24 protein-coding genes are annotated in these 26668 nt (G+C 44.0%); 21 read left to right on the top strand and 3 right to left on the bottom strand.

Going from position 1 to position 26668, the window contains the following annotated elements; genetic code table 11:
- Positions 1-32 precede the first annotated feature (32 nt).
- The 17 genes from iscU (at position 33) to R7Q38_RS19715 (ending at position 16182) form a co-directional block, all read left to right on the top strand.
- Positions 33-416, top strand: a complete 384-nt coding sequence (gene iscU / locus R7Q38_RS19795; protein WP_005381718.1) for a Fe-S cluster assembly scaffold IscU — start codon at positions 33-35, stop codon at positions 414-416.
- A gap of 70 nt (positions 417-486) precedes the next feature.
- The gene (gene iscA / locus R7Q38_RS19790; protein WP_005381717.1) at positions 487-810 is read left to right on the top strand and encodes an iron-sulfur cluster assembly protein IscA; all 324 of its coding nucleotides are present in this window, start codon (positions 487-489) and stop codon (positions 808-810) included.
- 55 nt (positions 811-865) lie between these two features.
- Positions 866-1381, top strand: a complete 516-nt coding sequence (hscB, locus tag R7Q38_RS19785) for a co-chaperone HscB (protein WP_213968982.1) — start codon at positions 866-868, stop codon at positions 1379-1381.
- Between the two features lie 21 nt (positions 1382-1402).
- Positions 1403-3256, top strand: coding sequence for a Fe-S protein assembly chaperone HscA (hscA, locus tag R7Q38_RS19780; RefSeq protein ID WP_213968981.1), 1854 nt, complete (start codon positions 1403-1405; stop codon positions 3254-3256).
- A 13-nt stretch (positions 3257-3269) separates the two neighbouring features.
- Positions 3270-3608, top strand: a complete 339-nt coding sequence (fdx, locus tag R7Q38_RS19775; protein WP_005381713.1) for an ISC system 2Fe-2S type ferredoxin — start codon at positions 3270-3272, stop codon at positions 3606-3608.
- A gap of 44 nt (positions 3609-3652) precedes the next feature.
- Complete coding sequence (gene iscX / locus R7Q38_RS19770) at positions 3653-3847, top strand: Fe-S cluster assembly protein IscX (protein WP_005381711.1); 195 nt, start codon at positions 3653-3655, stop codon at positions 3845-3847.
- A 161-nt stretch (positions 3848-4008) separates the two neighbouring features.
- Positions 4009-5307 carry an aminopeptidase PepB gene (pepB, locus tag R7Q38_RS19765; RefSeq protein WP_136976156.1) on the top strand — a complete coding sequence of 433 codons (1299 nt, stop codon included), beginning with the start codon at positions 4009-4011 and terminating at the stop codon, positions 5305-5307.
- Between the two features lie 95 nt (positions 5308-5402).
- Entirely contained in the window at positions 5403-5828 is a 426-nt protein-coding gene (gene ndk, locus R7Q38_RS19760; RefSeq protein WP_005381702.1) for a nucleoside-diphosphate kinase, read from the top strand.
- A 373-nt stretch (positions 5829-6201) separates the two neighbouring features.
- Positions 6202-7329 (top strand): bifunctional tRNA (adenosine(37)-C2)-methyltransferase TrmG/ribosomal RNA large subunit methyltransferase RlmN, encoded by a 1128-nt coding sequence (locus tag R7Q38_RS19755; protein WP_017633913.1) that lies wholly within the window; start codon positions 6202-6204, stop codon positions 7327-7329.
- 435 nt (positions 7330-7764) lie between these two features.
- Positions 7765-8715 (top strand): cytoskeleton protein RodZ, encoded by a 951-nt coding sequence (rodZ, locus tag R7Q38_RS19750; RefSeq protein WP_213964413.1) that lies wholly within the window; start codon positions 7765-7767, stop codon positions 8713-8715.
- A 6-nt stretch (positions 8716-8721) separates the two neighbouring features.
- Positions 8722-9840 carry a flavodoxin-dependent (E)-4-hydroxy-3-methylbut-2-enyl-diphosphate synthase gene (ispG, locus tag R7Q38_RS19745; RefSeq protein WP_005381699.1) on the top strand — a complete coding sequence of 373 codons (1119 nt, stop codon included), beginning with the start codon at positions 8722-8724 and terminating at the stop codon, positions 9838-9840.
- Positions 9841-9866: 26 nt separating this feature from the next.
- On the top strand, positions 9867-11135 hold the full coding sequence (hisS, locus tag R7Q38_RS19740) for a histidine--tRNA ligase (RefSeq protein WP_005381698.1): 1269 nt from the start codon (positions 9867-9869) through the stop codon (positions 11133-11135).
- A 126-nt stretch (positions 11136-11261) separates the two neighbouring features.
- A complete protein-coding gene (locus R7Q38_RS19735; RefSeq protein ID WP_005381697.1) occupies positions 11262-11876 on the top strand; it encodes a YfgM family protein in 615 nt (204 codons plus the stop codon).
- Between the two features lie 12 nt (positions 11877-11888).
- On the top strand, positions 11889-13049 hold the full coding sequence (gene bamB, locus R7Q38_RS19730) for an outer membrane protein assembly factor BamB (protein ID WP_151514538.1): 1161 nt from the start codon (positions 11889-11891) through the stop codon (positions 13047-13049).
- Positions 13050-13216: 167 nt separating this feature from the next.
- Positions 13217-14713, top strand: coding sequence for a ribosome biogenesis GTPase Der (der, locus tag R7Q38_RS19725; RefSeq protein WP_017820569.1), 1497 nt, complete (start codon positions 13217-13219; stop codon positions 14711-14713).
- A 59-nt stretch (positions 14714-14772) separates the two neighbouring features.
- The gene (locus R7Q38_RS19720) at positions 14773-15648 is read left to right on the top strand and encodes a metal-dependent hydrolase (RefSeq protein ID WP_104979999.1); all 876 of its coding nucleotides are present in this window, start codon (positions 14773-14775) and stop codon (positions 15646-15648) included.
- Between the two features lie 309 nt (positions 15649-15957).
- The gene (locus R7Q38_RS19715; RefSeq protein ID WP_005381691.1) at positions 15958-16182 is read left to right on the top strand and encodes a zinc ribbon domain-containing protein; all 225 of its coding nucleotides are present in this window, start codon (positions 15958-15960) and stop codon (positions 16180-16182) included.
- A 13-nt stretch (positions 16183-16195) separates the two neighbouring features.
- On the opposite strand, the gene xseA is transcribed toward R7Q38_RS19715, so the two are convergent.
- On the bottom strand, positions 16196-17527 hold the full coding sequence (xseA, locus tag R7Q38_RS19710; protein WP_017633909.1) for an exodeoxyribonuclease VII large subunit: 1332 nt from the start codon (positions 17525-17527) through the stop codon (positions 16196-16198).
- A 231-nt stretch (positions 17528-17758) separates the two neighbouring features.
- Here xseA and guaB point away from each other — a divergent pair, with 231 nt between their 5' ends.
- The 3 genes from guaB (at position 17759) to R7Q38_RS19695 (ending at position 22373) form a co-directional block, all read left to right on the top strand.
- The gene (gene guaB / locus R7Q38_RS19705; protein ID WP_017633908.1) at positions 17759-19225 is read left to right on the top strand and encodes an IMP dehydrogenase; all 1467 of its coding nucleotides are present in this window, start codon (positions 17759-17761) and stop codon (positions 19223-19225) included.
- Between the two features lie 99 nt (positions 19226-19324).
- Positions 19325-20878 carry a glutamine-hydrolyzing GMP synthase gene (gene guaA, locus R7Q38_RS19700; RefSeq protein WP_005381685.1) on the top strand — a complete coding sequence of 518 codons (1554 nt, stop codon included), beginning with the start codon at positions 19325-19327 and terminating at the stop codon, positions 20876-20878.
- A gap of 307 nt (positions 20879-21185) precedes the next feature.
- Entirely contained in the window at positions 21186-22373 is a 1188-nt protein-coding gene (locus tag R7Q38_RS19695; protein WP_025441338.1) for a tyrosine-type recombinase/integrase, read from the top strand.
- 91 nt (positions 22374-22464) lie between these two features.
- Here the strand turns inward: R7Q38_RS19695 and dgt are convergent, their stop codons facing one another.
- Both dgt and R7Q38_RS19685 read right to left on the bottom strand, forming a co-directional pair.
- A complete protein-coding gene (dgt, locus tag R7Q38_RS19690; RefSeq protein ID WP_318114328.1) occupies positions 22465-24993 on the bottom strand; it encodes a dGTP triphosphohydrolase in 2529 nt (842 codons plus the stop codon).
- Between the two features lie 198 nt (positions 24994-25191).
- A complete protein-coding gene (locus R7Q38_RS19685; RefSeq protein ID WP_065769829.1) occupies positions 25192-26349 on the bottom strand; it encodes a transcriptional regulator in 1158 nt (385 codons plus the stop codon).
- Positions 26350-26432: 83 nt separating this feature from the next.
- On the opposite strand from R7Q38_RS19685, the gene R7Q38_RS19680 reads away from it, so the two are divergent.
- Positions 26433-26657, top strand: a complete 225-nt coding sequence (locus R7Q38_RS19680) for a helix-turn-helix transcriptional regulator (RefSeq protein WP_020840146.1) — start codon at positions 26433-26435, stop codon at positions 26655-26657.
- Positions 26658-26668: the final 11 nt, after the last annotated feature.

The following is a 26668-nucleotide window of genomic DNA, read 5'->3' as shown; positions in this document are numbered from 1 at the left end:
GGATTGAAATAGAGGATTCGAGGTAATTTATCATGGCATACAGCGAAAAAGTAATTGATCACTACGAGAACCCACGTAACGTTGGTTCATTCGATAAAGAAGATCCATCAGTAGGTAGCGGCATGGTTGGCGCTCCTGCGTGTGGTGACGTAATGAAGCTTCAAATCAAAGTGACACCTGAAGGTATCATCGAAGATGCGAAGTTCAAAACATACGGTTGTGGTAGTGCAATCGCATCAAGCTCACTAGTAACTGAGTGGGTAAAAGGTAAGTCAGTTGATGAAGCGGCAGCAATTAAAAACTCTGAGATTGCTGAAGAGCTAGAGCTTCCACCAGTGAAAGTTCACTGTTCTATTCTTGCTGAAGATGCAATCAAAGCAGCGGTTGCTGACTACAAGAAAAAACACCAAGAATAATTATTCCGTAATATAATGGGAGCTTTGACGCTCCCATTCCAATCGAAATTTAGACAGACTAAGGTGCAGTATGGCCATCACAATGACAGAATCAGCGGCAAGTCGCGTAAGAGCATTCCTAGATAACCGAGGCAAAGGTATCGGTTTACGTCTTGGAGTGAAGACGACTGGTTGTTCCGGCATGGCATACGTACTTGAGTTTGTTGATGAACTCAATGAAGAAGACGAAGTATTTGAACTCTCTGGAGTGAAAATTATCATCGATCAAAAGAGCTTAGTGTACCTAGATGGTACTGAATTGGATTACGTGAAAGAAGGGTTGAATGAAGGTTTTGAATTCAACAACCCTAACGCGAAAAGTGAATGTGGTTGTGGTGAAAGCTTCAACGTCTAATTGATTGTCCTTCTGGGCAAACGAGTCCGGAAGGCTTTACTAGGACCCGAACTTAATGAATCACTTTGAATTATTTGGGCTACCAAGTCAGTTTAAGCTGGATGGTAGCCTTCTTTCTTCTCAGTTCCGAGAACTACAAAAACGCTTCCACCCGGATAACTTTGCAACGGGCTCAGAACGTGACCGTTTGATGGCGGTGCAAAAGGCGGCGCAAATCAACGATGCCTATCAAGTTCTGAAAAATCCTATTTCTCGCGCCGAGTATATCCTCGCAGAGCAAGGTGTTGAGATCCGAGGTGAACAGCAAACGATGCAAGATCCGATGTTCTTAATGGAGCAAATGGAACTGCGCGAAGAACTGGAAGAGATTGCTGACAACTCCGATCCTGAATCGGTGCTTTTTGACTTCGACTCTAAGGTCAGCAAAATGTACAAACAGCATCTGGCAAGCGTCGAGCAAGAGCTTGATGATGGTCTATGGGCTGAAGCCGCAGACCGAGTTCGTAAGCTAAAATTCATTGCCAAACTAAAGAACGAAATTGAGCTAGTCGAAGACAAACTCCTCGGCTAGTAAGCGTGACAAGGACCTATCATGGCACTACTTCAAATCGCAGAACCGGGCCAAAGCTCGGCACCTCATGAGCATAAGTTAGCAGCGGGTATCGACTTAGGTACTACCAACTCTTTGGTTGCTTCTGTACGTAGCGGCGATGCAACTCCACTTGCGGACGAGCAGGGCCGTACTATTTTACCTTCAGTCGTTAATTACGCTGAGGAAACGTTAACGGTCGGCCACGAAGCCAAAGCCAAAGCAGAGTTTGAACCAGAGAACACGATTATCTCTGTAAAACGTTTGATCGGTCGTTCATTAAAGGACATTCAGTCCCGTTACTCTTCACTTCCTTATCGTTTTAAAGAGAGTGAAAACGGCCTGCCAATTCTGCAAACACCTCAAGGTGAAAAAAACCCGATTGAAGTATCTGCGGACATCCTAAAAGTATTGGGTAAGCGAGCTGAAGATACGTTAGGTGGTGAGTTAGCTGGTGTAGTTATTACCGTTCCTGCTTACTTTGATGACGCGCAACGTGCAGGTACAAAAGATGCGGCGAAATTAGCTGGTCTTCATGTTCTCCGTCTACTTAACGAACCAACCGCTGCGGCAATTGCTTATGGCCTAGACTCTGGTCAAGAAGGTGTGATTGCGGTTTACGATCTAGGTGGCGGTACTTTTGATATCTCTATCCTACGTTTATCGAAAGGCGTATTTGAAGTATTAGCAACAGGTGGCGACTCTGCATTAGGCGGTGACGACTTCGACCATCTATTTGCCGATTATTTAATGGAGCAAGCGGGTCTAGAAGCGCCGCTTTCTGCAGAAAAGAACCGTACACTGTTGAACATTGCTACTGAAGCTAAGATTGCTTTCTCTGAGCAAGACAGTGTTGACGTTGACGTTTTTGGTTGGAAAGGCACCGTGACTCGCGAGCAGTTCGAAGATCTGATTCGTCCGCTAGTGAAGAAAACCCTGATGTCTTGTCGTCGCGCATTAAAAGATGCGGATGTCGACGCAGATGAAGTACTCGAGGTCGTCATGGTTGGCGGCTCAACCCGTACATTGTTGGTTCGTGAAATGGTAGGCGATTTTTTTGGTCGCACACCTCTGACAAGCATTAACCCAGATGAAGTTGTTGCAATCGGTGCGGGTATTCAAGCTGATATCCTAGCGGGTAACAAACCTGACTCTGAAATGTTGCTTCTTGATGTGATTCCACTGTCGCTCGGTATTGAAACCATGGGTGGTTTGGTCGAGAAGATCATCCCCCGCAACACTACGATTCCCGTTGCGCGTGCGCAAGAATTTACCACATTCAAAGATGGCCAAACGGCGATGAGTGTTCATGTGGTACAAGGTGAACGTGAAATGGTTGATGACTGTCGTTCACTTGCTCGCTTCTCGTTAAAAGGTATTCCTCCGATGGCAGCGGGTGCGGCACATATTCGCGTGACTTACCAAGTTGACGCTGATGGCCTTCTTTCTGTTACGGCAATGGAGAAGAGCACTGGTGTTCAATCAGAGATTCAAGTAAAACCTTCTTACGGCTTAAGTGACAATGAAGTGGCGGATATGTTGCGTGATTCAATGACGCACGCAAAAGAAGACATGCAAGCTCGTGCCTTAGCTGAGCAGCGTGTTGAAGCCGACCGAGTGATAGAAGGTTTGATTGCAGCGATGCAAGCTGATGGTGATGACTTACTATCAGAACAAGAGAAACAAAACTTGATTAAAGCCATCGAAGCCTTGATTGAGCTGCGTAATGGTGATGATGCAGATGCGATAGAGCAAGGCATTAAAGATACCGATAAAGCGAGCCAAGATTTCGCATCACGCCGTATGGATAAATCGATTCGAGCTGCGTTGTCAGGTCAATCAGTAGACGATATATAAGAGATAAGTAGTTATGCCTAAGATTATTGTATTACCACACGACGATTTGTGCCCAGAAGGTGCAGTGTTGGAAGCAAACTCTGGTGACACCGTTCTAGACGTAGCGCTAAAAAACGGTATCGGTATTGAACATGCGTGTGAGAAGTCATGTGCGTGTACTACCTGCCACGTAATCATCCGTGAAGGTTTTGATTCACTCGAAGAAAGTGAAGAACTAGAAGACGACATGCTAGATAAAGCGTGGGGTCTAGAGCCTGAGTCACGCCTAGGGTGTCAGGCGAGAATTGCTGATGAAGACTTGGTAGTAGAAATTCCTAAATACACACTCAACCACGCTTCAGAAGATCACTAAAACTATCTTCCCAATATAGGGAAGAAGCAAAAGGAAGATGAGCAATGAAATGGACAGATTCTCGCGATATCGCGATTGAACTTTGTGACAAGTTTCCAGATGTCGATCCAAAAACAGTGCGTTTTACCGATCTTCATCAATGGATCATGGAGTTAGATGAGTTTGACGATGAGCCAAACCGTTCTAATGAAAAGATTCTAGAAGCCGTTATCATGTGCTGGATGGACGAAGCGGACTAAGTCTGTAAAACACAGCCTAGTTAACAATTCTTACTAAAAAAAGCGGACCTTTAGGTCCGTTTTTTTATCCAATTGACATTTTTGCCCTACATAATGCTAACATCCGTGAGTTATTAAAAAGAAGCAGCGTAGGCAACGCTGCTATAAGACAAGGAGAAACCATGTCTACACAGATGTCTGTATTTTTAAGTCAAGAGTCGGCAGCACCACATTGGGGTGAAAAAGCACTGCTTTCATTCGCTGAAAACGGCGCAACTATTCACTTAGGTGAAGGTCATGATCTCGGCGCAATTCAACGTGCAGCTCGTCAGCTAGATGGCCAAGGAATTCGTTCTATTTTTCTTTCTGGTGATAACTGGGATCTAGAGAGCGTATGGGCTTTCCACCAAGGGTTCCGTAACCCTAAAAAACATGGCTCAGTTGAGTGGGCTGCATTGTCTGATGAAGATCAAACAGAGCTTCAAGCTCGTATTACTTCGACTGATTTTACCCGCGATATTATCAACAAAACGGCAGAAGAAGTTGCTCCTCGTCAGCTAGCGACAATGGCTGCTGAATTCATCAAATCAGTTGCGCCGAAAGGCACGGTGACAGCTCGTATCGTCAAAGACAAAGACTTGTTGGCAGAAGGTTGGGAAGGTATTTACGCAGTAGGCCGTGGTTCTGAGCGTACTTCTGCGATGCTTCAGTTAGACTACAACCCAACAGGTGACGAAAACGCACCTGTATTCGCATGTCTTGTGGGTAAAGGCATCACCTTTGATTCCGGTGGTTACAGCTTGAAGCCTTCTACCTTCATGAGTGCAATGAAAGCTGATATGGGTGGCTCGGGTACTATCACTGGTGGCCTAGGATTAGCTATCTTGCGCGGTTTAAACAAGCGCGTAAAACTGATCTTGTGTTGTGCTGAGAACATGGTTTCTGGCCGTGCCCTTAAGCTTGGCGACATCATCACTTACAAAAACGGCAAAACCGTTGAGATTATGAATACCGACGCGGAAGGTCGCTTGGTGCTTGCCGACGGTCTTATCTACGCCAGTGAGCAAAAGCCTGAGTTAATTATTGACTGCGCGACGCTAACAGGCGCAGCGAAGAATGCGTTAGGTAACGATTACCATGCGCTAATGAGCTTTGATGATGAGCTATCGCATCAAGCGCTTACGGCGGCAAACCAGGAAAAAGAAGGCTTGTGGCCGCTACCACTTGCTGACTTCCATCGAGAAATGCTGCCATCTAATTTTGCCGATTTATCGAATATCAGCTCTGGTGATTATTCTCCAGGTGCAAGCACTGCAGCTGCATTCTTGTCTTACTTCGTTGAGGACTACAAAAAAGGCTGGTTACATTTCGACTGTGCGGGTACGTATCGTAAAGCCGCTTCTGATAAATGGGCTGCGGGAGCAACGGGTATGGGTGTTCGTACACTTGCTCGTTTCCTCAATGAGCAAGCTGGAAAATAAGATTGATTGCAGCACTCTCTTGTTTGAGTGCTGCTCTTACCCAGTAAGTCACTTTAAAAGCACAACTATTATTACAAGTACAGAAAGGAAATTTTATGGCTCTAGAAAGAACATTTTCAATCATTAAGCCTGATGCTGTAGAGCGAAACCTAATTGGTGAAATCTACAATCGTATTGAAAAGGCTGGCCTACGTATCATCGCTGCCAAAATGGTTCACCTGACAGAAGATCAGGCAAGCGGCTTTTATGCAGAGCATGAAGGTAAAGAGTTTTTCCCTCCTCTAAAAGAGTTCATGACATCTGGTCCTATTATGGTTCAGGTATTGGAAGGCGAAAATGCGATTGCACGTTACCGCGAGCTAATGGGTAAAACCAACCCAGAGGACGCGGCATGTGGCACTTTGCGTGCTGATTACGCACTCAGCATGCGTCACAATTCAGTTCATGGTTCAGATAGCCCTGAGTCTGCCGCTCGTGAAATTGAGTTTTTCTTCCCTGAATCAGAAGTTTTCTCTCGCTAACTCGTTCATGCATCACTTTTGCGTGATGATCTAGTTCGTAATAACCTCGGAATTGTCCGAGGTTTTTTATTCCGCGTTCTCCATTTCATCGGCGAGTTCATTCGTAAGTACTCGCGAAGACGTTGGCTAATCTGAGCACCTTACAGGGGGGAAAGCTTAGTTACGTGTGTTTCTTCTCACTGCTTTCTCTGCACCACTTCTACGCTTTTGCTGCCGGTTGTCTAATCATTATTCTCACCGTAAAGTCTGATTAAAATTTAATCGTTTTTATTTTAATGCCTTAGCAAACTCAGGGTCTTACACCCCTTGTTGTAGCTGAATAAAGGCTGTACAATTCGCGCCCTTATTCTTGTTTCAGTCATTGAGAGGCAACATGACCACTGAAAAAATCAATCTACTCGACTTTGATCGCAAAGGCATGCGTCAGTTTTTCGCGGAAGAACTTGGCGAGAAAGCGTTTCGTGCCGATCAGGTTATGAAGTGGATCTACCATTTCGGTGTAGATGACTTCGAAAAAATGACAAACATCAACAAGAAGCTGCGCGAAAAGCTTTTACACAAGTGTGAAATTAAAGCACCAACTGTAGCAGAAGCTCAGCATTCTTCAGACGGCACGATCAAGTGGGCAATGAAGGTTGGTGATCAGGATGTAGAAACGGTTTACATTCCAGAAGATGATCGCGCAACGCTTTGTGTATCTTCTCAAGTAGGTTGTGCATTGGAATGTAAGTTCTGCTCAACAGCACAGCAGGGCTTTAACCGTAACTTGAAAGTTTCAGAGATCATCGGTCAGGTGTGGCGTGCTGCACGTGAAATTGGTCTTGAGAAAGAAACAGGCCGTCGCCCAATTACGAACGTCGTGATGATGGGCATGGGTGAGCCGCTTCTTAATATGAAGAACTTGATTCCAGCACTGGAGTTAATGTTGGATGACCTTGGCTTTGGTTTGTCGAAGCGTCGCGTAACCGTATCAACATCAGGTGTGGTTTCTGGTCTTGATCAGATGACGGGCAAAATCGACGTTGCGTTGGCGATCTCTCTTCATGCACCAAACGATAAGCTGCGTAGTGAAATCATGCCAATTAACGATCGTTGGGATATCCAAGATTTCCTAGCATCCGTTCGTCGTTACATTGCTTCATCGAATGCAAACCGTGGCAAGGTAACAGTCGAGTACGTGTTGCTTGATCATGTGAACGATGACATGGACCATGCACGCGAGCTGGCTGAATTGATGAAAGACACACCATGTAAGATTAACTTGATTCCGTTTAACCCGTACCCAGGTTCACCTTACAAGAAACCAAGTAACTCACGTATTGATCGCTTCCAAAAAACATTGATGCAATACGAGCACACAGTTACGGTTCGTAAAACACGTGGTGATGACATTGATGCCGCATGTGGTCAGTTGGTCGGTGATGTAATTGACCGAACTAAACGTACGGCAATGCTGAAAGCGTCACGCGGTGCCGATACCATTGAAGTGAAAGCTGTATAAACGACCGGAATTCAAAAATAGCCAGAGCCATTCGCTCTGGCTATTTTGTTTATTGTTTAGGACATTTTCGCCAAGATTTGGGACTATCACTCTTCAACTTAAGGTTATTTGGGTATAATTTCGAATTCCTTTGTCAAAGTTTGGACAAAAGCTTGAGCTATCTGTTAGTTTGAGTGTAAAGAGTTTTTGTCTTCGTTGCGCATTCGCTTATCATGATATGTAACACTAACGATGACACCGATAATTCTCAGCACTTTCTCACATACGTTTTGCTGATTTTTGCAAAACGGGTATTCGCACTCAGATCGCTGAGAGTTTCTTAAAATTATTATTTTTGGTTAACGCGTTTAGGCTAGCTATCTTTAAAGAGGCTTAAGAACAATAACGAAAATACATGACTACGTTAGCCACTAAAACAGATTAAATACCGCCATTATGACAGAACACGAAAATACGAATGAAGTGCCACTCTCTATTGAAGCTGGCACATTACTGAAAAACAAACGTGAATCCTTGGGAATGAGCCAAAAGCAAGTTGCCGATCGCCTGAGGCTTCGCATTTCTGTGATTGAAGATATTGAAAATAACCGATTTGAATCTCAACAAGTCGCGACATTTACACGTGGTTACTTACGCTCTTACGCTAAATTCGTAGGTCTTGATGAGAAGGTGGTTTTGACGGCGTTAGAGCAGACTGCCGATGCTCAGCCTCAAGAGCAAGAAATTGAAATGCAAAGCTTCTCTCGTAAAACAAAAGACGAGAAGCACAATAGCCGTATTATGCTCCTTACTTGGGTTATCGGGCTGGTCATTATTGGCATTTCAGCGGCATGGTGGTGGCAAAACCAACAAGAGAATAGCCTAACTAAGGAAGTAACGGATTCAAGTGTTGAAGCGCCGCAGCCCACTGCTCAAGAATTAGCTGATATCGATTTGATGACGGCTGAAGAGTTAATCGCAAGCACTCCTGAAGAAGTTGCTTCAACTAATGAAGACGTTGCTGAATCGACTGAAGCACCCGTTGAGCAAGGGGCGGATCCTTTGCTGACTGAAACTGAAAATACAACAAGCGTAGATTCTGAAGAACCTGTTGCCGTGATTGAAGCGGCGGAAGAGGAACAGCCTGCGCCAGTAGTACCTGAAGGCATGACACTTCTTACTATGAAGTTTAAAGCGGACTGTTGGATTCAAGTGAAAGACACCAATGGTAAAACGCTGGTAAGTGGTACTCATAAGCCAGGACAAGATGTAGAACTTACCGGAAAAGCGCCATTTAAAGTGATATTAGGCGCACCGGAAGGGGTTACAATGACATTTGCAAGTGAACCTGTCGACCTTTCTGGGTATACTTCAGGCAAAGTAGCTAGATTCACTCTACCGTTATAAAAAATTATGCAACACGAATCTCCAATTATTCGTCGTAAATCGACGCGTATTTATGTGGGTGATGTGCCAATTGGTGATGGTGCGCCAATTGCAGTACAGTCAATGACTAACACTCGCACGACTGACGTAGAAGCGACAGTCGCTCAAATCCGAGCACTAGAAAAAGTCGGCGCAGATATCGTTCGAGTTTCTGTACCTACGATGGACGCAGCAGAAGCTTTCAAACTGATTAAACAGCAAGTTTCTGTACCATTAGTGGCTGATATTCATTTCGACTATCGTATCGCGCTGAAAGTTGCGGAGTACGGAGTTGACTGTTTACGTATCAACCCTGGTAACATCGGCAATGAAGAGCGCATTCGCGCTGTTGTTGATTGCGCTCGCGATAAAAACATCCCGATCCGTATTGGTGTCAATGGTGGATCTTTGGAAAAAGATCTACAGATGAAATACGGTGAGCCTACGCCAGAAGCCTTGGTTGAATCGGCGATGCGTCACGTAGATCATCTCGATCGTCTTAACTTTGACCAATTTAAAGTTAGCGTGAAAGCTTCAGACGTTTTTCTTGCGGTGGATTCATATCGTCTGCTGGCGAAGAAAATCGATCAGCCTCTTCATTTAGGTATCACAGAGGCGGGTGGTGCTCGAGCTGGCGCTGTTAAGTCATCTGTTGGCTTAGGTATGCTGCTATCTGAAGGGATAGGCGATACGCTGCGTATCTCTTTGGCTGCCGATCCAGTTGAAGAAATCAAAGTCGGTTTCGACATCCTTAAATCTCTGCGCATTCGCTCTCGAGGCATCAACTTTATTGCGTGCCCAAGCTGCTCACGCCAAGAATTCGATGTGATTGGTACGGTGAATGCACTGGAGCAACGTTTAGAAGACATCATCACGCCAATGGATGTGTCTATCATCGGTTGTGTGGTAAACGGCCCTGGTGAAGCAGAAGTTTCTCACTTAGGTCTAGCAGGTAGTAACAAGAAGAGCGCATTCTACGAAGATGGTAAACGCCAGAAAGAGCGCTTTGATAACGATGACCTTGTGAATAAGCTAGAAGCTAAGATCCGTGCGAAAGCAGCTATGATGAATGGCGAAAACCGCATCGAAGTTAAAGTACAAGATTAATCTCAACGAGAATTACGGTAAGTATTGTGGCAAAAACAATTCAAGCAATTCGAGGCATGAACGATTGCCTCCCAACTCAGTCGCCACTGTGGCAAAAATTAGAAAACACAGTGAAAAATGTAATTAGCGCATACGGTTATAACGAAGTGCGCATGCCAATCGTTGAAGAAACAAACCTATTCAGCCGCGCTGTTGGTGAAGAAACAGACGTCGTTTCAAAAGAAATGTACACCTTTGATGACCGTAACGGCGACAGCCTAACACTTCGCCCTGAAGGTACGGCGGGTTGTGTACGTTCATGTATCCAAAACAGCCTGATCAACCGTGATGAACAGCGTCTGTGGTACATGGGACCTATGTTCCGCCATGAACGTCCGCAGAAAGGTCGTTACCGTCAATTCCACCAGTGTGGTGTTGAGGTGTTTGGTCTAAATGGTCCAGATGTTGATGCAGAGCTTATCATGATGACGGCGCGTTTATGGCGTGAGCTAGGTATCAATGAACATGTCCGTCTTGAGCTGAACTCTATCGGTTCTCAAGAAGACCGCGCAGACTACCGTACTGCACTGGTTGCATTCCTTGAGCAACATATTGATGTGCTAGACGAAGATTGTAAGCGTCGCATGCACACGAACCCATTGCGTGTTCTGGATACGAAGAACCCAGACGTTCAAGCTATTTTAGGTGATGCGCCTCGCCTTTCAGATTACTTGGGTGAAGAATCTAAAGCACACTTCGCAGGTCTATGTGAACTTTTAGACGCCGCAGGTATCAAATACACAGTTAACGAACGTCTAGTTCGTGGTCTGGATTACTACAATCGCACGGTATTTGAGTGGATCACTGAGAGCCTAGGTGCTCAAGGCACTGTATGTGGTGGTGGTCGTTACGATGGCCTTGTAGAGCAATTAGGTGGTAAACCAACACCAGCGGTTGGCTTTGCAATGGGCCTAGAGCGTCTAGTACTGATGCTAGAAACGTTGGAACTGACAGACGTTCGTCGCAGTGTTGACGTGTACGTAGTCACAGCGGGTGAAGGCACCATGATGGCAGGAATGAAGCTAGCAGAACAGCTTCGCGAGTCTGTTCCAGGCGTTCGTGTGATGAATCACTTCGGTGGCGGTAACTTCAAGAAACAGTTTAAACGCGCAGACAAAGTTGGTGCTGTTGTAGCATTAGTTCTGGGTGAAAACGAAGTTGCGGATAATACCGTAGTACTGAAAGACTTGGCTGGTGGTGAGCAAGAGACTTACAACCAAGCAGAAGTTGCAGAAAAGATCGCAGCACTGATTTAAGTCTTTTAGTAATCTAACAAAATTACATCCTAGTTCGTAAGCTAAGGCTCCCAAATGTGGAGCCTTTAAACGAAATAGGAACAATGGCAGCTAAGCTGCCATTTACATGTTTTAAGAGGACAGGAAGTGGAACTTTACGATACTGAAGAACAACAAGTTGAAGCCATTAAAGACTGGTGGAAGGAAAACGGCAAAGCCGTCATCATCGGTGCGGTTGTTGGTTTAGGTGGTCTATTCGGCTGGCGTTACTACCAGGATTCTGTGATTCAGGCGAGTGAAGCAGCTTCTCAAAGCTACACGACAGCAATGAATGCTTTGCAAGACAAAGGCACTGATGCTCAAGCTGACGTGAAAGCTTTCATTGAGTCAAATGAAGTAAAAGAATATTCAGTATTGGCTGCGCTACAACTTGCTAAAGCACAAGTTGAAGCTCAAGACCTTTCTGCTGCATTGGAGCAACTGAAGTGGGCGCAAAGCAACACTCAAGATGCTGCGTTGTTACCATTGATTAGTTACCGCATTGCGCGTATTGAGACGGAAATGGGTAACTTCGACGCTGCAACGGCAGAGCTAAGTAACGTCACTGATACAGCATGGACAGGTCGTATTGCTGAACTTCGTGGCGATATTGCGATTCGCCAAGGTGACAAAGATGCTGCGTACGCTGCGTATACTGAAGCTCAGCAAGCGGCAGATGCAAGCCCGACACTACAAATGAAATTGGACGATCTGGCGAAATAAGGACCGCATTGGATGAAAAGAGTCTTTAAGAAAGCCTTGCTAGGGGCGTTAACAATGGGAGTACTTGCCGGTTGTGCAGGTGAGAAAGACACCATTGTAATGGCGCCACTACCTCAGGTAAACAGTCAGTTTACAACCAGTAGTGAGTGGAGCACATCGGTTGGCGATGGTGTTGGTCATTACTTTTCAAAACTATCCCCTGTATTTGCGAATGATACATTGTTCGTGGCAAGTCGTGATGGCTTAGTAAAAGCGCTGGATCCTGAGAATGGTAAACAACGTTGGCAAACGGACCTAGAAGAAGATGTCATTGCTCGTCTCTCTGGTGGTATCACAGCGGCATACGGAAACCTTTACATTGGCTCTGAGAATGGTGAAGTCATCTCTCTTGACCAAGAAACAGGTGAAATTGTTTGGCGTGTCAAAGTTGGTGGTGAGGTACTGGCGAAGCCAGTTGCAGATTCAGGCCTTATTATCATCAATACTAGCCGAGGCATGTTGATTGCCCTTAATGAGAGTACAGGTGAGCAACGCTGGGCATTGAGTACAGAAGTGCCGAACTTAACTTTACGTGGCGACAGTACTCCGACTGCAATTGGCGGCGGTGTATTTTGGGGAACGGCAAATGGCCGACTCGCAGCTGCTATCGTTGAGCGTGGTCAGTTGATTTGGCAACAGCCTGTTGGTACGCCAAAAGGCGCGACAGAAATTGATCGTTTGGTTGACGTTGATTCATCGCCAATTGTGCTAGGCGGTACTCTTTTCACCATTGGATACAATGGTCAACTTATCGCCATTGACTTGCGTTCAGCGAACCCGATTTGGAAGCGTAATTACTCATCTGCGACAGACATTTCTACAGATGGTAGTCGCATCTTTGTGATAACGGAAAAAGATCATGTTGTTGCCGTTGATTCACGAAGCGGAACTGAGTTGTGGGAAAACAGCTTGCTTGAGCACCGACAACTTACAGCGCCAGTTATTGTTGGCAATTATCTCGTTGTCGGTGACACGCTTGGTTACCTTCACTGGATGGATCGTTCAACGGGCGAATTTGTTGCGCAGCAGTTTGTCGATGATAGTGGCTTGGCAGTTGGCCCGACGTTATTGTCGGATGGTTATGTGATTACAACTCGCAACGGCGATGTAAAGAAACTAACCATTAACGAATAATATCGTGATATAATTCACATTCGGCTCCTGGCTGGTGACAGCTAGGAGCCGTTTTGTTGTTTGAATTTATTAACCCTGACGTGGTTATAGGTAAAAAGCTGGTTTGATTTGGCATCGAGCAAGTCGTTACCTATAACTACAGAAGAAAGATTATTGTAGAGGTTGTTATGGTACCTGTTGTAGCTCTAGTAGGGCGTCCGAACGTAGGTAAATCTACACTATTTAACCGATTGACTCGCACTCGTGACGCGTTGGTTGCGGACTTTCCAGGCCTAACGCGAGACCGTAAATATGGCCAGGCGAGACTTGGTGAAGAGCACGAATTCATTGTGATTGATACTGGTGGTATCGATGGCACAGAAGAAGGCGTGGAAACAAAGATGGCAGAACAGTCATTAGCCGCGATTGATGAGGCTGATGTTGTATTGTTCCTTGTTGACGGTCGTGCTGGTCTGACACCTTCAGATGAAGCAATTGCTGCGCATCTGCGTAAAATTGAAAAGCCAGCGATGCTGGTAGTAAACAAAATCGATGGTATTGATGCCGATGCGGCGTGTGCTGACTTTTGGCAGCTCGGCGTGGATGATATGTACCAGATTGCGGCCGCTCATGGCCGTGGTGTGACCGCTTTGCTTGAGCGTGCTTTATCTCCATTCTTTGATGATCTACTAACAAGTGAATCTGAAGAAGGTGAGATTGAAGACCTGACTGGATTCGAAGACGAAGAGCCTCTTGTTGAAGATTACACTGAAGAAGACGCAGAAGCTGAATTCAAACGCCTTCAAGAGCAGCCGATTAAGTTGGCGATCATCGGTCGTCCTAACGTAGGCAAATCGACACTGACTAACCGTATTCTGGGTGAAGAACGTGTGGTTGTATACGATATGCCAGGTACAACGCGCGATTCTATCTACATCCCGATGGAACGTGATGGACGCGAATACGTACTAATTGACACCGCAGGTGTTCGTCGTCGTGGTCGTATTAATGAAACGGTTGAAAAGTTCTCTGTTGTTAAGACGCTGAAAGCGGTAGAAGATGCAAACGTCGTTCTACTGGTGATTGATGCACGTGAAAATATTTCAGACCAAGACCTAAGCTTGCTTGGTTTTGCACTGAATGCTGGCCGCTCAATTGTCATCGCCGTTAACAAGTGGGATGGTCTAGACAGTGACGTGAAAGAAAGCGTGAAGAAAGAACTGGACCGCCGTCTAGGATTCGTCGATTTCGCGCGTATCCACTTTATCTCTGCGCTGCACGGTACTGGCGTTGGTCACTTATTTGAATCTATTCAAGAAGCATATAACTCGGCGACAACGCGTGTGGGTACGTCAGTACTGACGCGTATCATGAAGATGGCAGTGGATGATCACCAGCCGCCAATGGTTCGTGGTCGTCGTATCAAACTCAAATACGCACACGCAGGTGGTTACAACCCACCGATCGTTGTTATCCACGGTAACATGGTTCGTGAATTACCAGATTCGTATAAACGTTATCTGATGAACTACTTCCGTAAGTCTCTGGAAATTATGGGAACACCGATTCGCATTAACTTCCACAACAGTGATAACCCATACGAGAACCGTACGAATAAGCTTACGCTATCACAAGAGCGTAAACGTAAGCGTATGATGTCGATGGTGAAAAACCGCAATAAATAATGAAATTCGAATACCCAAGTTTCTACTTGGGTATTTTTTTATCAAAAGTAATCGTAAAAATGACTATCACAGCAACAAAGACTCGTTTTTGTCATCAAACATGGCAATTAGAAGCACAAATACAGCTCGTTCAATCTACGGAAGAAGTGACTTACGTTATTACAGATGTCACGCCGTTCCATCCCGTTAGTCACATATGGCCGGATCACCCTGCAGACAAAGGAACGTTGAAGGTGAATGGGGCTGAGCATGACGTAGTAGATTGCCAAGTTGGAGCAGTGGAGCAGGAGAGTGGTGCTTTGTATGTGGGTAGTGACATCCCTGTAAAGCGTGATGCTGAAGGTTGGGTGTTTGTCGTCGTGCATGTTTTATCACGTACGGAATCATTTGCAATTAATGACTTGGTAACATTAGCGGTAGATAAAGACTATCAAAATGCTGTGAGTCGAGGCCACACTGCAGGACACTTAGCGTATTTGGCGTTGAATAAAGTACTATCGGAAGACTATTGGCGAAAAGACGCAGACCGCAAAGACCCACATGGTTATTATGACTTTAATAGCTATGCGCAAGTTACTAGTTATGTCACTCCAGACAAGTGCCTCGATACGTACCGTTTAGGCAAAACACTCCGTAAAAGAGGATTAAACAGTGCAGATATGCTGAATGACCTCCAGGCGATTGCAGAAAAAGTGAATGGCCAACTGGTTGAATGGCTTCAAAGAGATGCGATGATCACCATGGAATGCCACGGCGATAGATTAACGGATTCTCGCTATTGGAAGTGCGATTTAGGGGAAGGTCAATTAGCGGTAATCCCTTGTGGTGGAACGCATGCGAGCCATTTAAATGAGTTTGCTTTTATCCAAGTTAAACTCGTTAAGCTCGACGCTCAAACTATCGAAATGCACACCAATGTAAACACTGCTTTTTGAATAAGATCTTTTTATTAAATTCTGGTTTTTCGTTTAATTAAATCTCTCTAGGGTTTTTTATTCTGTCTTAAATTGGAATGCAGAATATGTAACTTATGCTTTCGGTGTGTGGTTATATAAATATTCTTTTAAGGGGTGATCGCTGATCAAGGAGTAAATATCAGACGATCAGTATAAGATCCTACGTATCAAGTATGGTTAACGCCTCGTGAAACTTGTTGGGGCGGTGATGAAGATCAACACACTTGTTCGTTATTTTGAGTAGCATGCGTTACTCGAAATTGCTTAGTTTAGAGAGAGGAACGGGATATGCAGCAGAACATTTGCCCGACTTGCAATGTCGAACTGGAATGGACAGGACAATACCATTGTGCACAGTGTGAATCGGATTTTAAAAAGGTAGGTTTTTGCCCTGATTGTGAGGCGGAGCTGGAGAAGCTGCAAGCATGCGGTGCTGCGAGTTACTTTTGTAATGTGTGTAATGAACTCAAATCAAAATCACGTGTCCGATTTGAGTTCCAGAAAGTCAGTTAACCAGAGTTTGTATTCAGTTAACGGTAGAACGAACGTCACCTTCGGCTAACCGGGTAATCAATACATCTCCCGACTTTACATCTGAAGATTGCGTAATTACTTTACCTTGCTCAGTTTGAGTAATTGAGTAACCTCGTTTCAATGTCGCTAGTGGGCTGACGGTGTCCAACTTTTCTGCGGCAATCGCGAGTTGATGGCGCATAGTCAGTAATTTGCGATCCATTGCATCCATGAGCTTTTGCTCAACACGTTCTAGCTTCGACTTCTGCTCGGCAAGGCGTGTTACAGGAGAATTTAATTGCAGCCGATAATGTTGACGCTCGATTCGCTGTTGACGCAAGGCAATAAAACGACTCATCGCTCGCTGTAAGCGCATGTCCAACTCATCTAACTGTTGCGTCTGACGTTGCAAGCGATAGCTTGGGTGCTGTCTCTCTAGACGGTGCACTAATTGAGCAGATTGCTGCTTTTGTTGTGCTAGGTAGTAACGCATCGCGCTCGCTAACTTATGCTGGCGGGTAACTAAAGCTTGATCTTTGTGGCTGTTATCACGGCTTACTAGCTCAGCGGCTGCTGATGGAGTAGGCGCGCGTACGTCGGCGACAAAATCAGCTATTGTCACGTCAACTTCATGTCCAACGGCGCTAATAATAGGAATTTGGCTTGCTGCAATCGTGCGAGCTAATATCTCGTTGTTAAAGCACCATAAGTCTTCTAATGAACCACCACCTCGGCCCACAATTAGTACATCACATTCATCACGGCTGTTAGCGCGACCAATGGCTTGTGCAATTTGAATGGCTGCGTCCTCACCTTGTACCACTGTCGGATAAATCACAACAGGTAGGGAAGGATCACGACGTTTCAATACGTCTAAGATATCGTAAAGCGCGGCACCAGTTTTCGATGTGATGACGCCAACACGTTTAGGGTGCTCAGGCAAAGATTGCTTATTGATTTGCGCGAACAACCCTTCTGCTGCAAGCTTCATTTTCAGCTCTTCAAACTCTTGTTGAAGACGGCCATCACCTTCCGGTTGCATGCTTTCGATGATCAATTGGTAGTCACCGCGAGGCTCATAAAGAGACAGACGAGCTTTTACTAGGACTTGATTACCGTTAGCGGGTTTGAAAGTAACGCGGCGATTGTTACCACGAAACATGGCACATTTAACTTGAGCGCGAGAGTCTTTAAGAGTGAGGTACCAGTGACCAGAGACAGGAGCTGAAAAGTTGGATATCTCTCCGACGAGCCAAACGATCCCCATTTCGTTTTCAAGGAGTAAACGAACTTCTGCGTTGAGACGAGAAACAGTAAAGATGTTTTGATTGGTCTTGGAGAGCACAGCTAATCTCTTAGACGTGAGTATGGAAATTAGCGGCAATATAATACATAGCAAGGGGGTAATTGCAAGAAAAAAATTAAAAAATTTGTGGTCAAGCGATTGCGTTAACCGTATAATCCCTCCGCAATATCTAATCCAAATGTAGCTAGTTGCTAACGCAGGTTACCCTCATTATGCGAAACGATGAGATTGGATTGTTCTTTTTACTCCTCTAATTGTGAGATATTGCAAATGCTAAGAATTGCCAAAGAAGCGCTGACATTCGATGACGTACTACTTGTGCCAGCACACTCCACCGTTCTCCCAAACACAGCTGATCTTCGCACTCAGCTAACTAAGAACATCACCCTAAACATCCCAATGATTTCAGCGTCTATGGACACTGTTACTGAAGCTCGTCTAGCAATTGCGCTAGCGCAAGAGGGTGGCATTGGCTTTATCCACAAGAACATGTCTATTGAGCAGCAGGCAGCCGAAGTTCGTAAAGTTAAGAAGTTCGAAGCTGGTATGGTAACTGACGCGGTTACTGTAAACCCTGACGCGACCATCGCTGATGTTGTTGCACTCACTGAAAAGCATGGTTTTGCAGGTTTCCCTGTTGTCACTGAGAGCAATGAGCTTGTTGGTATTATCACTGGTCGTGACGTTCGTTTTGTGACGGACCTTTCTAAGAAAGTATCTTCAGTAATGACGCCAAAAGAGAAGTTGGCAGCAGTTAAAGAAGGTGCAACACGAGAAGAAGTGCAAGAGAAAATGCACGAAGCTCGTGTAGAGAAAGTATTGGTTGTGAATGATGAGTTCCAACTAACCGGTATGATTACTGCGAAAGACTTCCACAAAGCAGAACGTAAACCAAACGCATGTAAAGATGAGCGTGGTCGCCTACGTGTTGGCGCAGCCGTTGGTGCTGGCGCTGGTAACGAAGAGCGTGTTGCTGCTCTAGTTGAAGCAGGCGTTGACATTCTACTTATCGACTCTTCACACGGACATTCTGAAGGTGTACTAAACCGCATCCGCGAAACTCGCGCTGCTTACCCAGATCTAGACATCATCGGTGGTAACGTAGCAACAGGTGCTGGTGCTAAAGCACTAATCGAAGCTGGCGTAAGCGCAGTGAAAGTGGGTATCGGCCCTGGTTCTATCTGTACAACTCGTATTGTAACGGGTGTGGGAGTTCCACAAATCACTGCAATCGCAGATGCGGCAGAAGTGGCTAATGATTATGGTATTCCGGTTATTGCTGACGGTGGTATCCGTTTCTCAGGTGATATCTGTAAAGCAATCGTAGCTGGCGCATCATGTGTGATGGTTGGTTCTATGTTTGCAGGTACTGAAGAAGCGCCGGGTGAAGTGATTCTATACAACGGCCGTTCTTACAAGTCTTACCGTGGCATGGGTTCTCTTGGTGCTATGTCTCAAGGTTCTTCTGACCGTTACTTCCAGTCTGACAACGCAGCGGACAAGCTAGTACCAGAAGGTATCGAAGGTCGTATCGCATACAAAGGCCGTCTAAAAGAGATCGTACACCAACAAATGGGTGGTCTACGTTCAAGCATGGGTCTAACTGGTTCTGCAACTATCGAAGATATGCGTACGAAAGCTGAATTTGTACGTATCTCTGGTGCTGGTATGCAAGAGTCTCATGTACACGATGTTCAAATTACTAAGGAAGCACCGAACTACCGTCTAGGGAACTAATTACCTAACGGAAACGTTTGCTTTTTCCTTGAAGCATTAAGAAGAGGCGAGTACACTCGCCTCGGTTTTAATCACTTAGCCTTAAAAAGACTGCTCAAAATGACTAAAAATATCCATGACCAACGTATTCTGATCTTGGACTTCGGTTCTCAGTACACTCAATTAGTAGCACGCCGCGTACGTGAAATCGGCGTTTACTGTGAACTATGGAGCTGGGATGTAGAAGAAGCGGATATTCGCGAATTCAACCCAGATGGCATTATCCTATCTGGCGGTCCAGAAAGCGTAACGGAAGAGAACTCTCCACGCGCGCCTCAATATGTGTTTGATTCTGGTGTTCCTTTGCTTGGCGTATGTTACGGCATGCAAACCATGGCGGAACAGCTAGGAGGCAAAGTGGCGGGCTCTAACGAACGTGAGTTTGGCTACGCTCAGGTTAAAGTTTCTGGTGAATGTGCTCTATTTAAAGACCTTGAAGCAACTCAAGACGTTTGGATGAGCCATGGCGACAAAGTAGTAGAGATCCCAGCCGATTTCGTAAAAGTTGGTGAGACAGACACTTGTCCTTACGCTGCGATGGCGAATGAAGAGAAGAAATACTACGGCGTTCAGTTCCACCCAGAAGTGACACACACAAAAGGTGGCCTACAAATGCTTGAGAACTTTGTTCTTGGCGTATGTGGCTGTGAACGTCTATGGACTTCTGAATCTATCATCGAAGACGCGGTTGCTCGTATTAAAGAGCAAGTGGGTGACGACGAAGTTATCCTAGGTCTATCTGGTGGTGTTGATTCATCGGTAGTCGCGATGCTAGTTCACCGTGCAATCGGCGACAAGCTAACGTGTGTATTTGTTGATAACGGTTTACTTCGTCTAAACGAAGGTCAACAAGTAATGGATATGTTCGGCGACCAATTTGGTTTGAACATCATCAAAGTTGACGCTGAAGAACGCTTCCTAAAAGCACTTGAAGGCAAGTCTGACCCAGAAGAGAAGCGTAAGACTATCGGTCACGTATTCGTAGATGTATTTGATGAAGAGTCTAAGAAGCTGAAAAACGCGAAATGGCTAGCTCAAGGTACGATTTACCCTGATGTAATCGAGTCAGCTGCATCTAAGACTGGTAAAGCGCACGTGATCAAATCGCACCACAACGTGGGCGGTCTTCCAGATGACATGGAAATGGGTCTTGTTGAGCCACTACGTGAGCTGTTCAAAGATGAAGTTCGTAAGATTGGTCTAGAATTAGGCCTGCCTTACAACATGCTTTACCGCCACCCATTCCCAGGTCCTGGTCTAGGTGTTCGTGTTCTTGGTGAAATCAAGAAAGAGTACTGTGACTTGCTACGCCGTGCTGATGCTATCTTTATTGAAGAGCTTCACGCAGCTGATCTATACAACAAAGTATCTCAAGCGTTCACGGTATTCCTACCAGTACGTTCTGTTGGTGTAATGGGCGATGGCCGTAAGTACGATTGGGTTGTGTCTCTACGTGCGGTAGAAACTATCGACTTCATGACTGCTCATTGGGCACACCTACCATATGACTTCCTAGGTAAGGTTTCTAACCGTATTATCAACGAAGTTGATGGCATTTCTCGTGTTGTTTACGACATTTCAGGTAAGCCACCAGCGACTATCGAGTGGGAATAATTCCCCAACCGGAAACGTCTGGTACTAACAGGCACTAAATCATACTTAAGTCCGCGTAATTGCGGACTTTTTTTGTTTTTGGCTTAGTCATTTTTGGCAATGTCAGGCAACGCCAAGCACGGTTTGACCGTGGTATTTTGATGGGTATGATTCATCGGTAATGCCATGGATTACGCCCGATACCATGCTGAGTGTTTTTGATGGGGCATGGTATTAAACTTTTATATCTATCTGTTTTGTAAAGATTAATTTCTAGATTTTTAGAGGTTTTTCAGCATGGTATCAAACAAGAATAATAGGTCGAAACATGCTTACTGATACCAAGCTACGCAATCTCAAACCCAAAGATAAACTTTACAAAGTCAATGACCGTGATGGCCTCTATGTTGCCGTCACCACCGCAGGGTCTATTTCCTTTCGCTACAACTACTCGATCAATGGAAGACAAGAAACTATTACCTTTGGTCGCTACGGAGTAGGAGGCATCACGTTAGCTGAAGCGCGTGAGCGTCTCAATGAAGCGAAGAGAATGGTTACTGATGGAAAGTCACCGGCCAAAGAGAAAGCCCGAGCTAAGGCGAGAACCAAAGATGCTGAAACTTTTGGTGCCTGGGCTCAGAAATGGCTGCGTGGCTATCAGATGGCTGACTCTACCCGGGATATGCGTCGCTCAGTCTATGCCCGAGAGTTAGAGGGTAAATTTGGCAATCAGAAGCTGACAGAAATCACTCATGAAGATCTGCGAGCATTGACGGATGCGATAGTAGAGCGTGGAGCACCGGCAACAGCTGTGCATACGCGTGACATTGTACTCCAGGTGTATCGATGGGCGATTGAGAGAGGGCAGAAAGTTGAGAACCCGGCAGACTTGGTGAGGCCCGCCAGTATTGCTCGATTTGAACCAAGAGACCGAACATTAACGCCGGCTGAGATCGGTTTGATGTACCGCTACATGGAAAAGGTAGGTACAACCCCTTCGATTCGTGCTTCGGTAAAGTTGCTGTTGTTGACTATGGTGCGCAAAAGCGAGTTAACCAATGCAACCTGGAATGAAATTAACTTTAGTGAAGCGTTGTGGACGATCCCCAAAGAGAGAATGAAACGACGTAACCCGCACCTGGTATTTTTGTCACGCCAGGCGATGGATATTCTGATCGCCTTGAAGACATTTGCCGGTGGGTCTGATTACATTCTTCCTTCCCGTTATGACTCTGATGCTCCAATGAGTAGTGCGACGATGAACCGAGTCATGGATTTGACATACAAGGCCGCGCAAAAGGAAGGTCAGTCACTAAGTAAGTTTGGGCCGCATGACCTACGTAGAACAGCGAGTACACTGCTGCATGAAGCTGGATACAACACGGATTGGATAGAAAAATGCCTGGCGCACGAACAGAAAGGGGTAAGGGCAGTTTACAACAAAGCTGAATATCGAGAGCAACGTGCATCAATGCTACAGGATTGGGCTGATATGATTGATGAGTGGATTTCTTAATCTATAATTTCAGAAAATATCTAAATTTATTAAATTGAGTTAGAGATTTTTCTAGCTCAATTTAATATTACAAATTATGGACAAAAATAAATTAACTTAATAATTCATAATACACTTTGTTTAGTTTTTTGTCTGTTAGACTGGCTACATAATCTTTTGCTAAAATTAGATTATAAACATCTATATATTTGGTCTTCTTTAAATCAAATCCTATCATCATGTCTAAAGGTAAAAAACGCAAGAGTTTAGGATCTATCTCTATTGTTTTATGTTGATCTCTGTAATACTTCATATATTCAGTAGCATTTAGTCTTTCATGTTCTACTTTGAATTGATTATTTATGTGTTCAGGAAATAGTGTAAACATTAATAAAAGCTCGCTAACCATTTTAGAAGCTTTCATATTTGCAGATAGTACTCTGGGATCTAGGTGTAACTTGGCTACTTGAATTTTGTCCCAAATTTCACTCATATCATTGTTTATCTGTCCACTATGAAATATACAATAATCATCTATCTTGAAAACATCATCTCTAGAAGTCAGTTTACTAATTCTCTTAGTCGATTCTAAGATAATATCTTCCATTAGAAGTTTAATTATTGAGCCTCTTTGTTCGATGAATTTACTATACAAACTATCACCAACCTTCATTCTAAAATCAATTGGTGAGCGATGGAATAGTCGACATCCTAGTAAGTCGTGAAGCTGTATTGCACCAAGTTTGATGCCATCTTCTATATCCGATAATAGATATGAAATTTTATCAGCAGCCCTAACCGCTTGACCTTCTAGGTGGCTATGTCCCCCACACTTTAGGTACTTTTGATGCTTAGTATATTTCCATATGTTTTCTTGACTAGGTCCCTCTCCTTTATGGCAATAAGTGTGCTTTAGAATGCAATCACATACTTCTGGAGTTAAATTCAGTCCATTATGTGATTCAACAACACTATATTGATATGAACCTTCTAAAAATCTGACTACATCCACACCGTGTTCATAGTGATTAAAACCGCCTTTAAATCCCAATATCCTAAACATTTGATCTATAGCATACTCTCCTGCATGGCCAAAGGGAGTGTGCCCGATGTCATGAGCCAAAGATCCCGCTTCAATTAGGTCTTTATCTAGGCCGAATGCAGCGCCTATTGTTGATGCTAACTGCATTACTTCAATGCTATGTGCAAGTCTTTGTCTTAGATGCTCGTCTTCTTCCAGTGGGAAAAGCTGAGTTTTATCAGCGAGTTTTCTAAATCCATTAGACCAAATAATTCTATCTCGGTCTCTTTGAAACTCTATACGGAAACCGTCACTTTTATTTCCATGCTCTCTGTCAGAAGATTTAGCTGCCCATTCACTAGATAGAGCATCATTTTTATGTTTTATTTCTTCCGATGTTCGACGGACTTTAGATGTTGAATTCTTTTCCCAAAGACCAGTAAGCTCTTCTAGTTTTTCTATTATTTGTTTAATTTGGTTTTTTGTTTTTTCGAAACTATTCCTATTATTAATAATATTGATGGTTTCATATATATCATGGCCAGTACTCCATAACTGGAGAACATCATTAAAAAACGCAGTATCGTCAACTTGAAATCCTTTCTTATCTGAAGTCCATAGATTTACTTGGTCTATACTATCCCTTTGACTAATAGAGCCTGAAAAGTCTTCCACTATTGCTATAGGAAAACAGGAGTTAATATCATTTTTTTCTAAGAAAATTCGAAAGACACTACTGTTGTTTGGTCTTGAAAAAGATTTGATTTCTTTTTCTTCTGCACTTTCAAATGGTAATTTTTTAAAGCCATTTACCTTAATTACTAATAAATCTGAGGATCTCCAAGGTTGGTTATTTGTATCAATGCCACTATTTTTAAGAGCTTCTTCCTCGAAGTATGGGACTATATATTTCATCACATTGGGTTCAATGTATAATATGCTGTGGCCACAATTTTGTAGTGATGATATTAGTTCAGCTCTATCTTCTTCGATCCCAGGCCTTGTGAGCTTTTGAGGAATGGAACAATAAATTACAGCACCATCATTGGATAATTCTATGGCTCTGGAAATAAATTTTTTAAACTCAGATGGATACCAAGGCGGATCGATAGCTATACAGTCGTACTTTTTCTCATAGGGTTCGGAAAGTTCATTATTCACATCATGAACTTCTGCTTTTGAACCATTTGAAAATACACAGTTAAATAGTGAGACGATATCTTCATCTATATCTAGGAGAGTTACATTTTTACTATATGAAGCAATTGTAGCAGCTAGTGTGGGAGTACCTAAGCAAGCAATGTCATGTGTTCCATGAATATCTAAAAGCCTGCTGGCCATAGATTCCTGTGACTCAAGGGTGTACCACCACTGGAAGAGTCTAGGGTTTGCAGCAGGTAATTTAAAAAAGAACTTGGTTTTATAATCTAGTGAGACTGATGAAACGTCGATACTTGAGCCTTGTAATTTTTCTAGCAAGGGGTAAACATCTTTGGGTTGAGCTCCATCACACAAAGGCAAAACTTCTTCAAAGCTAGTCACTCCTCGTTGTAATAAGCTTTTGATCTTACTCTCTAATTGCCTTTCCCAATTTTCTTTTTGAGATGTTTGTATGGTCATATACCTTCCATGAGTTGGTCAAGTGATCAATAAGTGCATGATTATAGTATCAAATATCAAAAGTGCATGTTGTCTACAACAAATAGAAGAGCAAAATGAGTATTTATTTACAAAGCTGCTGGCGTTAAATGAGTTTGATAAGTAGAGGTAATGTGGTCTTTTAGTCGTATTTTAGCCGCTAAAATTTTGCCAGTTCTTCTAGCGTGGTAAGAGAAACTCATCGCGAATAGTTCCTAGTGCTTTAGACACAGCTTGGTGAGATATTTTTTTACCACCAAGATGAGTTAGCTTTTGAGCAATCTCCTCCTGACTAAGGCCTTGCTTTCTCAGAGCTAGCATTCTTTTCTTATTGTCAGTAAGTCGTGAATCGACAATTCTTCGGGCTATGTTACGTAAAGCCCCTTCATCATCAGGTCCTAAAGCTGAGCCAACGGCAGTTAATTGATTTGCAATGGCTAGTAGCTCCTCGTAACTTGATTTATCTAAAGTAACGGGATTGGAATACGTCGTTCTTACATATTCAAAGAGTGCATCGGATTGCTCGGGCTTGATAGTCTTGTCTTGGAGATAGTAATAAAAATACTCATCTATAAGTTTATCTCCTGACATAGCATTGTGGCGACCAGGTTGAGCTACTTGGCGGCGTAATCTTAAAACTTCTTGATCAAACTGTTTGGAAGAGCGTTTAGCTTGCTTGTACATTGAATTCCAAGAACCATCTTGTAGCTTAGGCTTGTGATTTAGGCAGTAAGTGTGGCTGAGAACAGCTCTCTTTTTTTTGCCTTCGGCATCCTCCTCATTCTCAAGAAACTGGCCTTCAACCCATTTTGTCATGAATAAAGAGAATTCTGTTGGATTCCCACAGAAGGCACAAAAACTCCTTCTTCGTTCAGTGTTTAAGTAAATATCAGGTGTCAAATTTGACCTTTTGGGTCTTTTACCTTCACACAGCGAAAACAAATTCTTAAGAGTTTCCTGAGTCGAAATGTATAAATTTCGCTGTTCAGTATATGAACTGTTGTCTACAAAATTTCGAAGATAGTGGTGAATTTGATCCACGGTATACCGAAAACCTCCAAATTTAATCAGATCGCTGTAGCTACATTGAGGAGGATATATTGGTAAGAGTTCCAGATAATCAGCTGGAATTTTATCTATAAATTCGCAAGTCGCAGGGTCAATTAACTCTTTTATTAAGCTGATAATGTTGTGGCTTTTTGATAACTCCGAGTATGAATGCCACTTTTCTCTAAATTGATGAACAGCAGCGGCTACGGATTTATCGCAACCGTCCCATATAGGTATGTAGAAATCTCCCAATCGTTCTTCAACTTTCTTTTCTTTATCCACTTCCATTCAACTTATTTGTCCAATGTAAGTACGTAATCTACTAGCAAAGCCTGACATTATCTAGCAAAGAATGAAGAGGAGGACTAGTTATGGAGCCATGGACAAACAAAACACTAATTAACCGAAAGACATTGTTAAAAATGATTCCGTTGTCTGATCGGACTATCTACAACATGGAACAACGGGGAGAGTTTCCTCGACGAATAGTACTTACTAGCCGTAGTGTGGCCTGGGATCTTGCAGAGGTTGAGAACTGGATAGAAGAAAAACGCAGGTCTGCATTAAAAGCCGCTAGACCGGGTTTTTTTTGGTAGTCAGTAATCAA

The sequence above is a fragment of the Vibrio sp. Vb0598 genome, assembly GCF_033338935.1.
In the GTDB taxonomy this organism is placed as follows: Bacteria; Pseudomonadota; Gammaproteobacteria; order Enterobacterales; family Vibrionaceae; genus Vibrio; species Vibrio alginolyticus.
The sequence above is the reverse complement of the archived record's forward strand: the minus strand, read 5'-3'. Positions and strand labels throughout refer to the sequence as shown.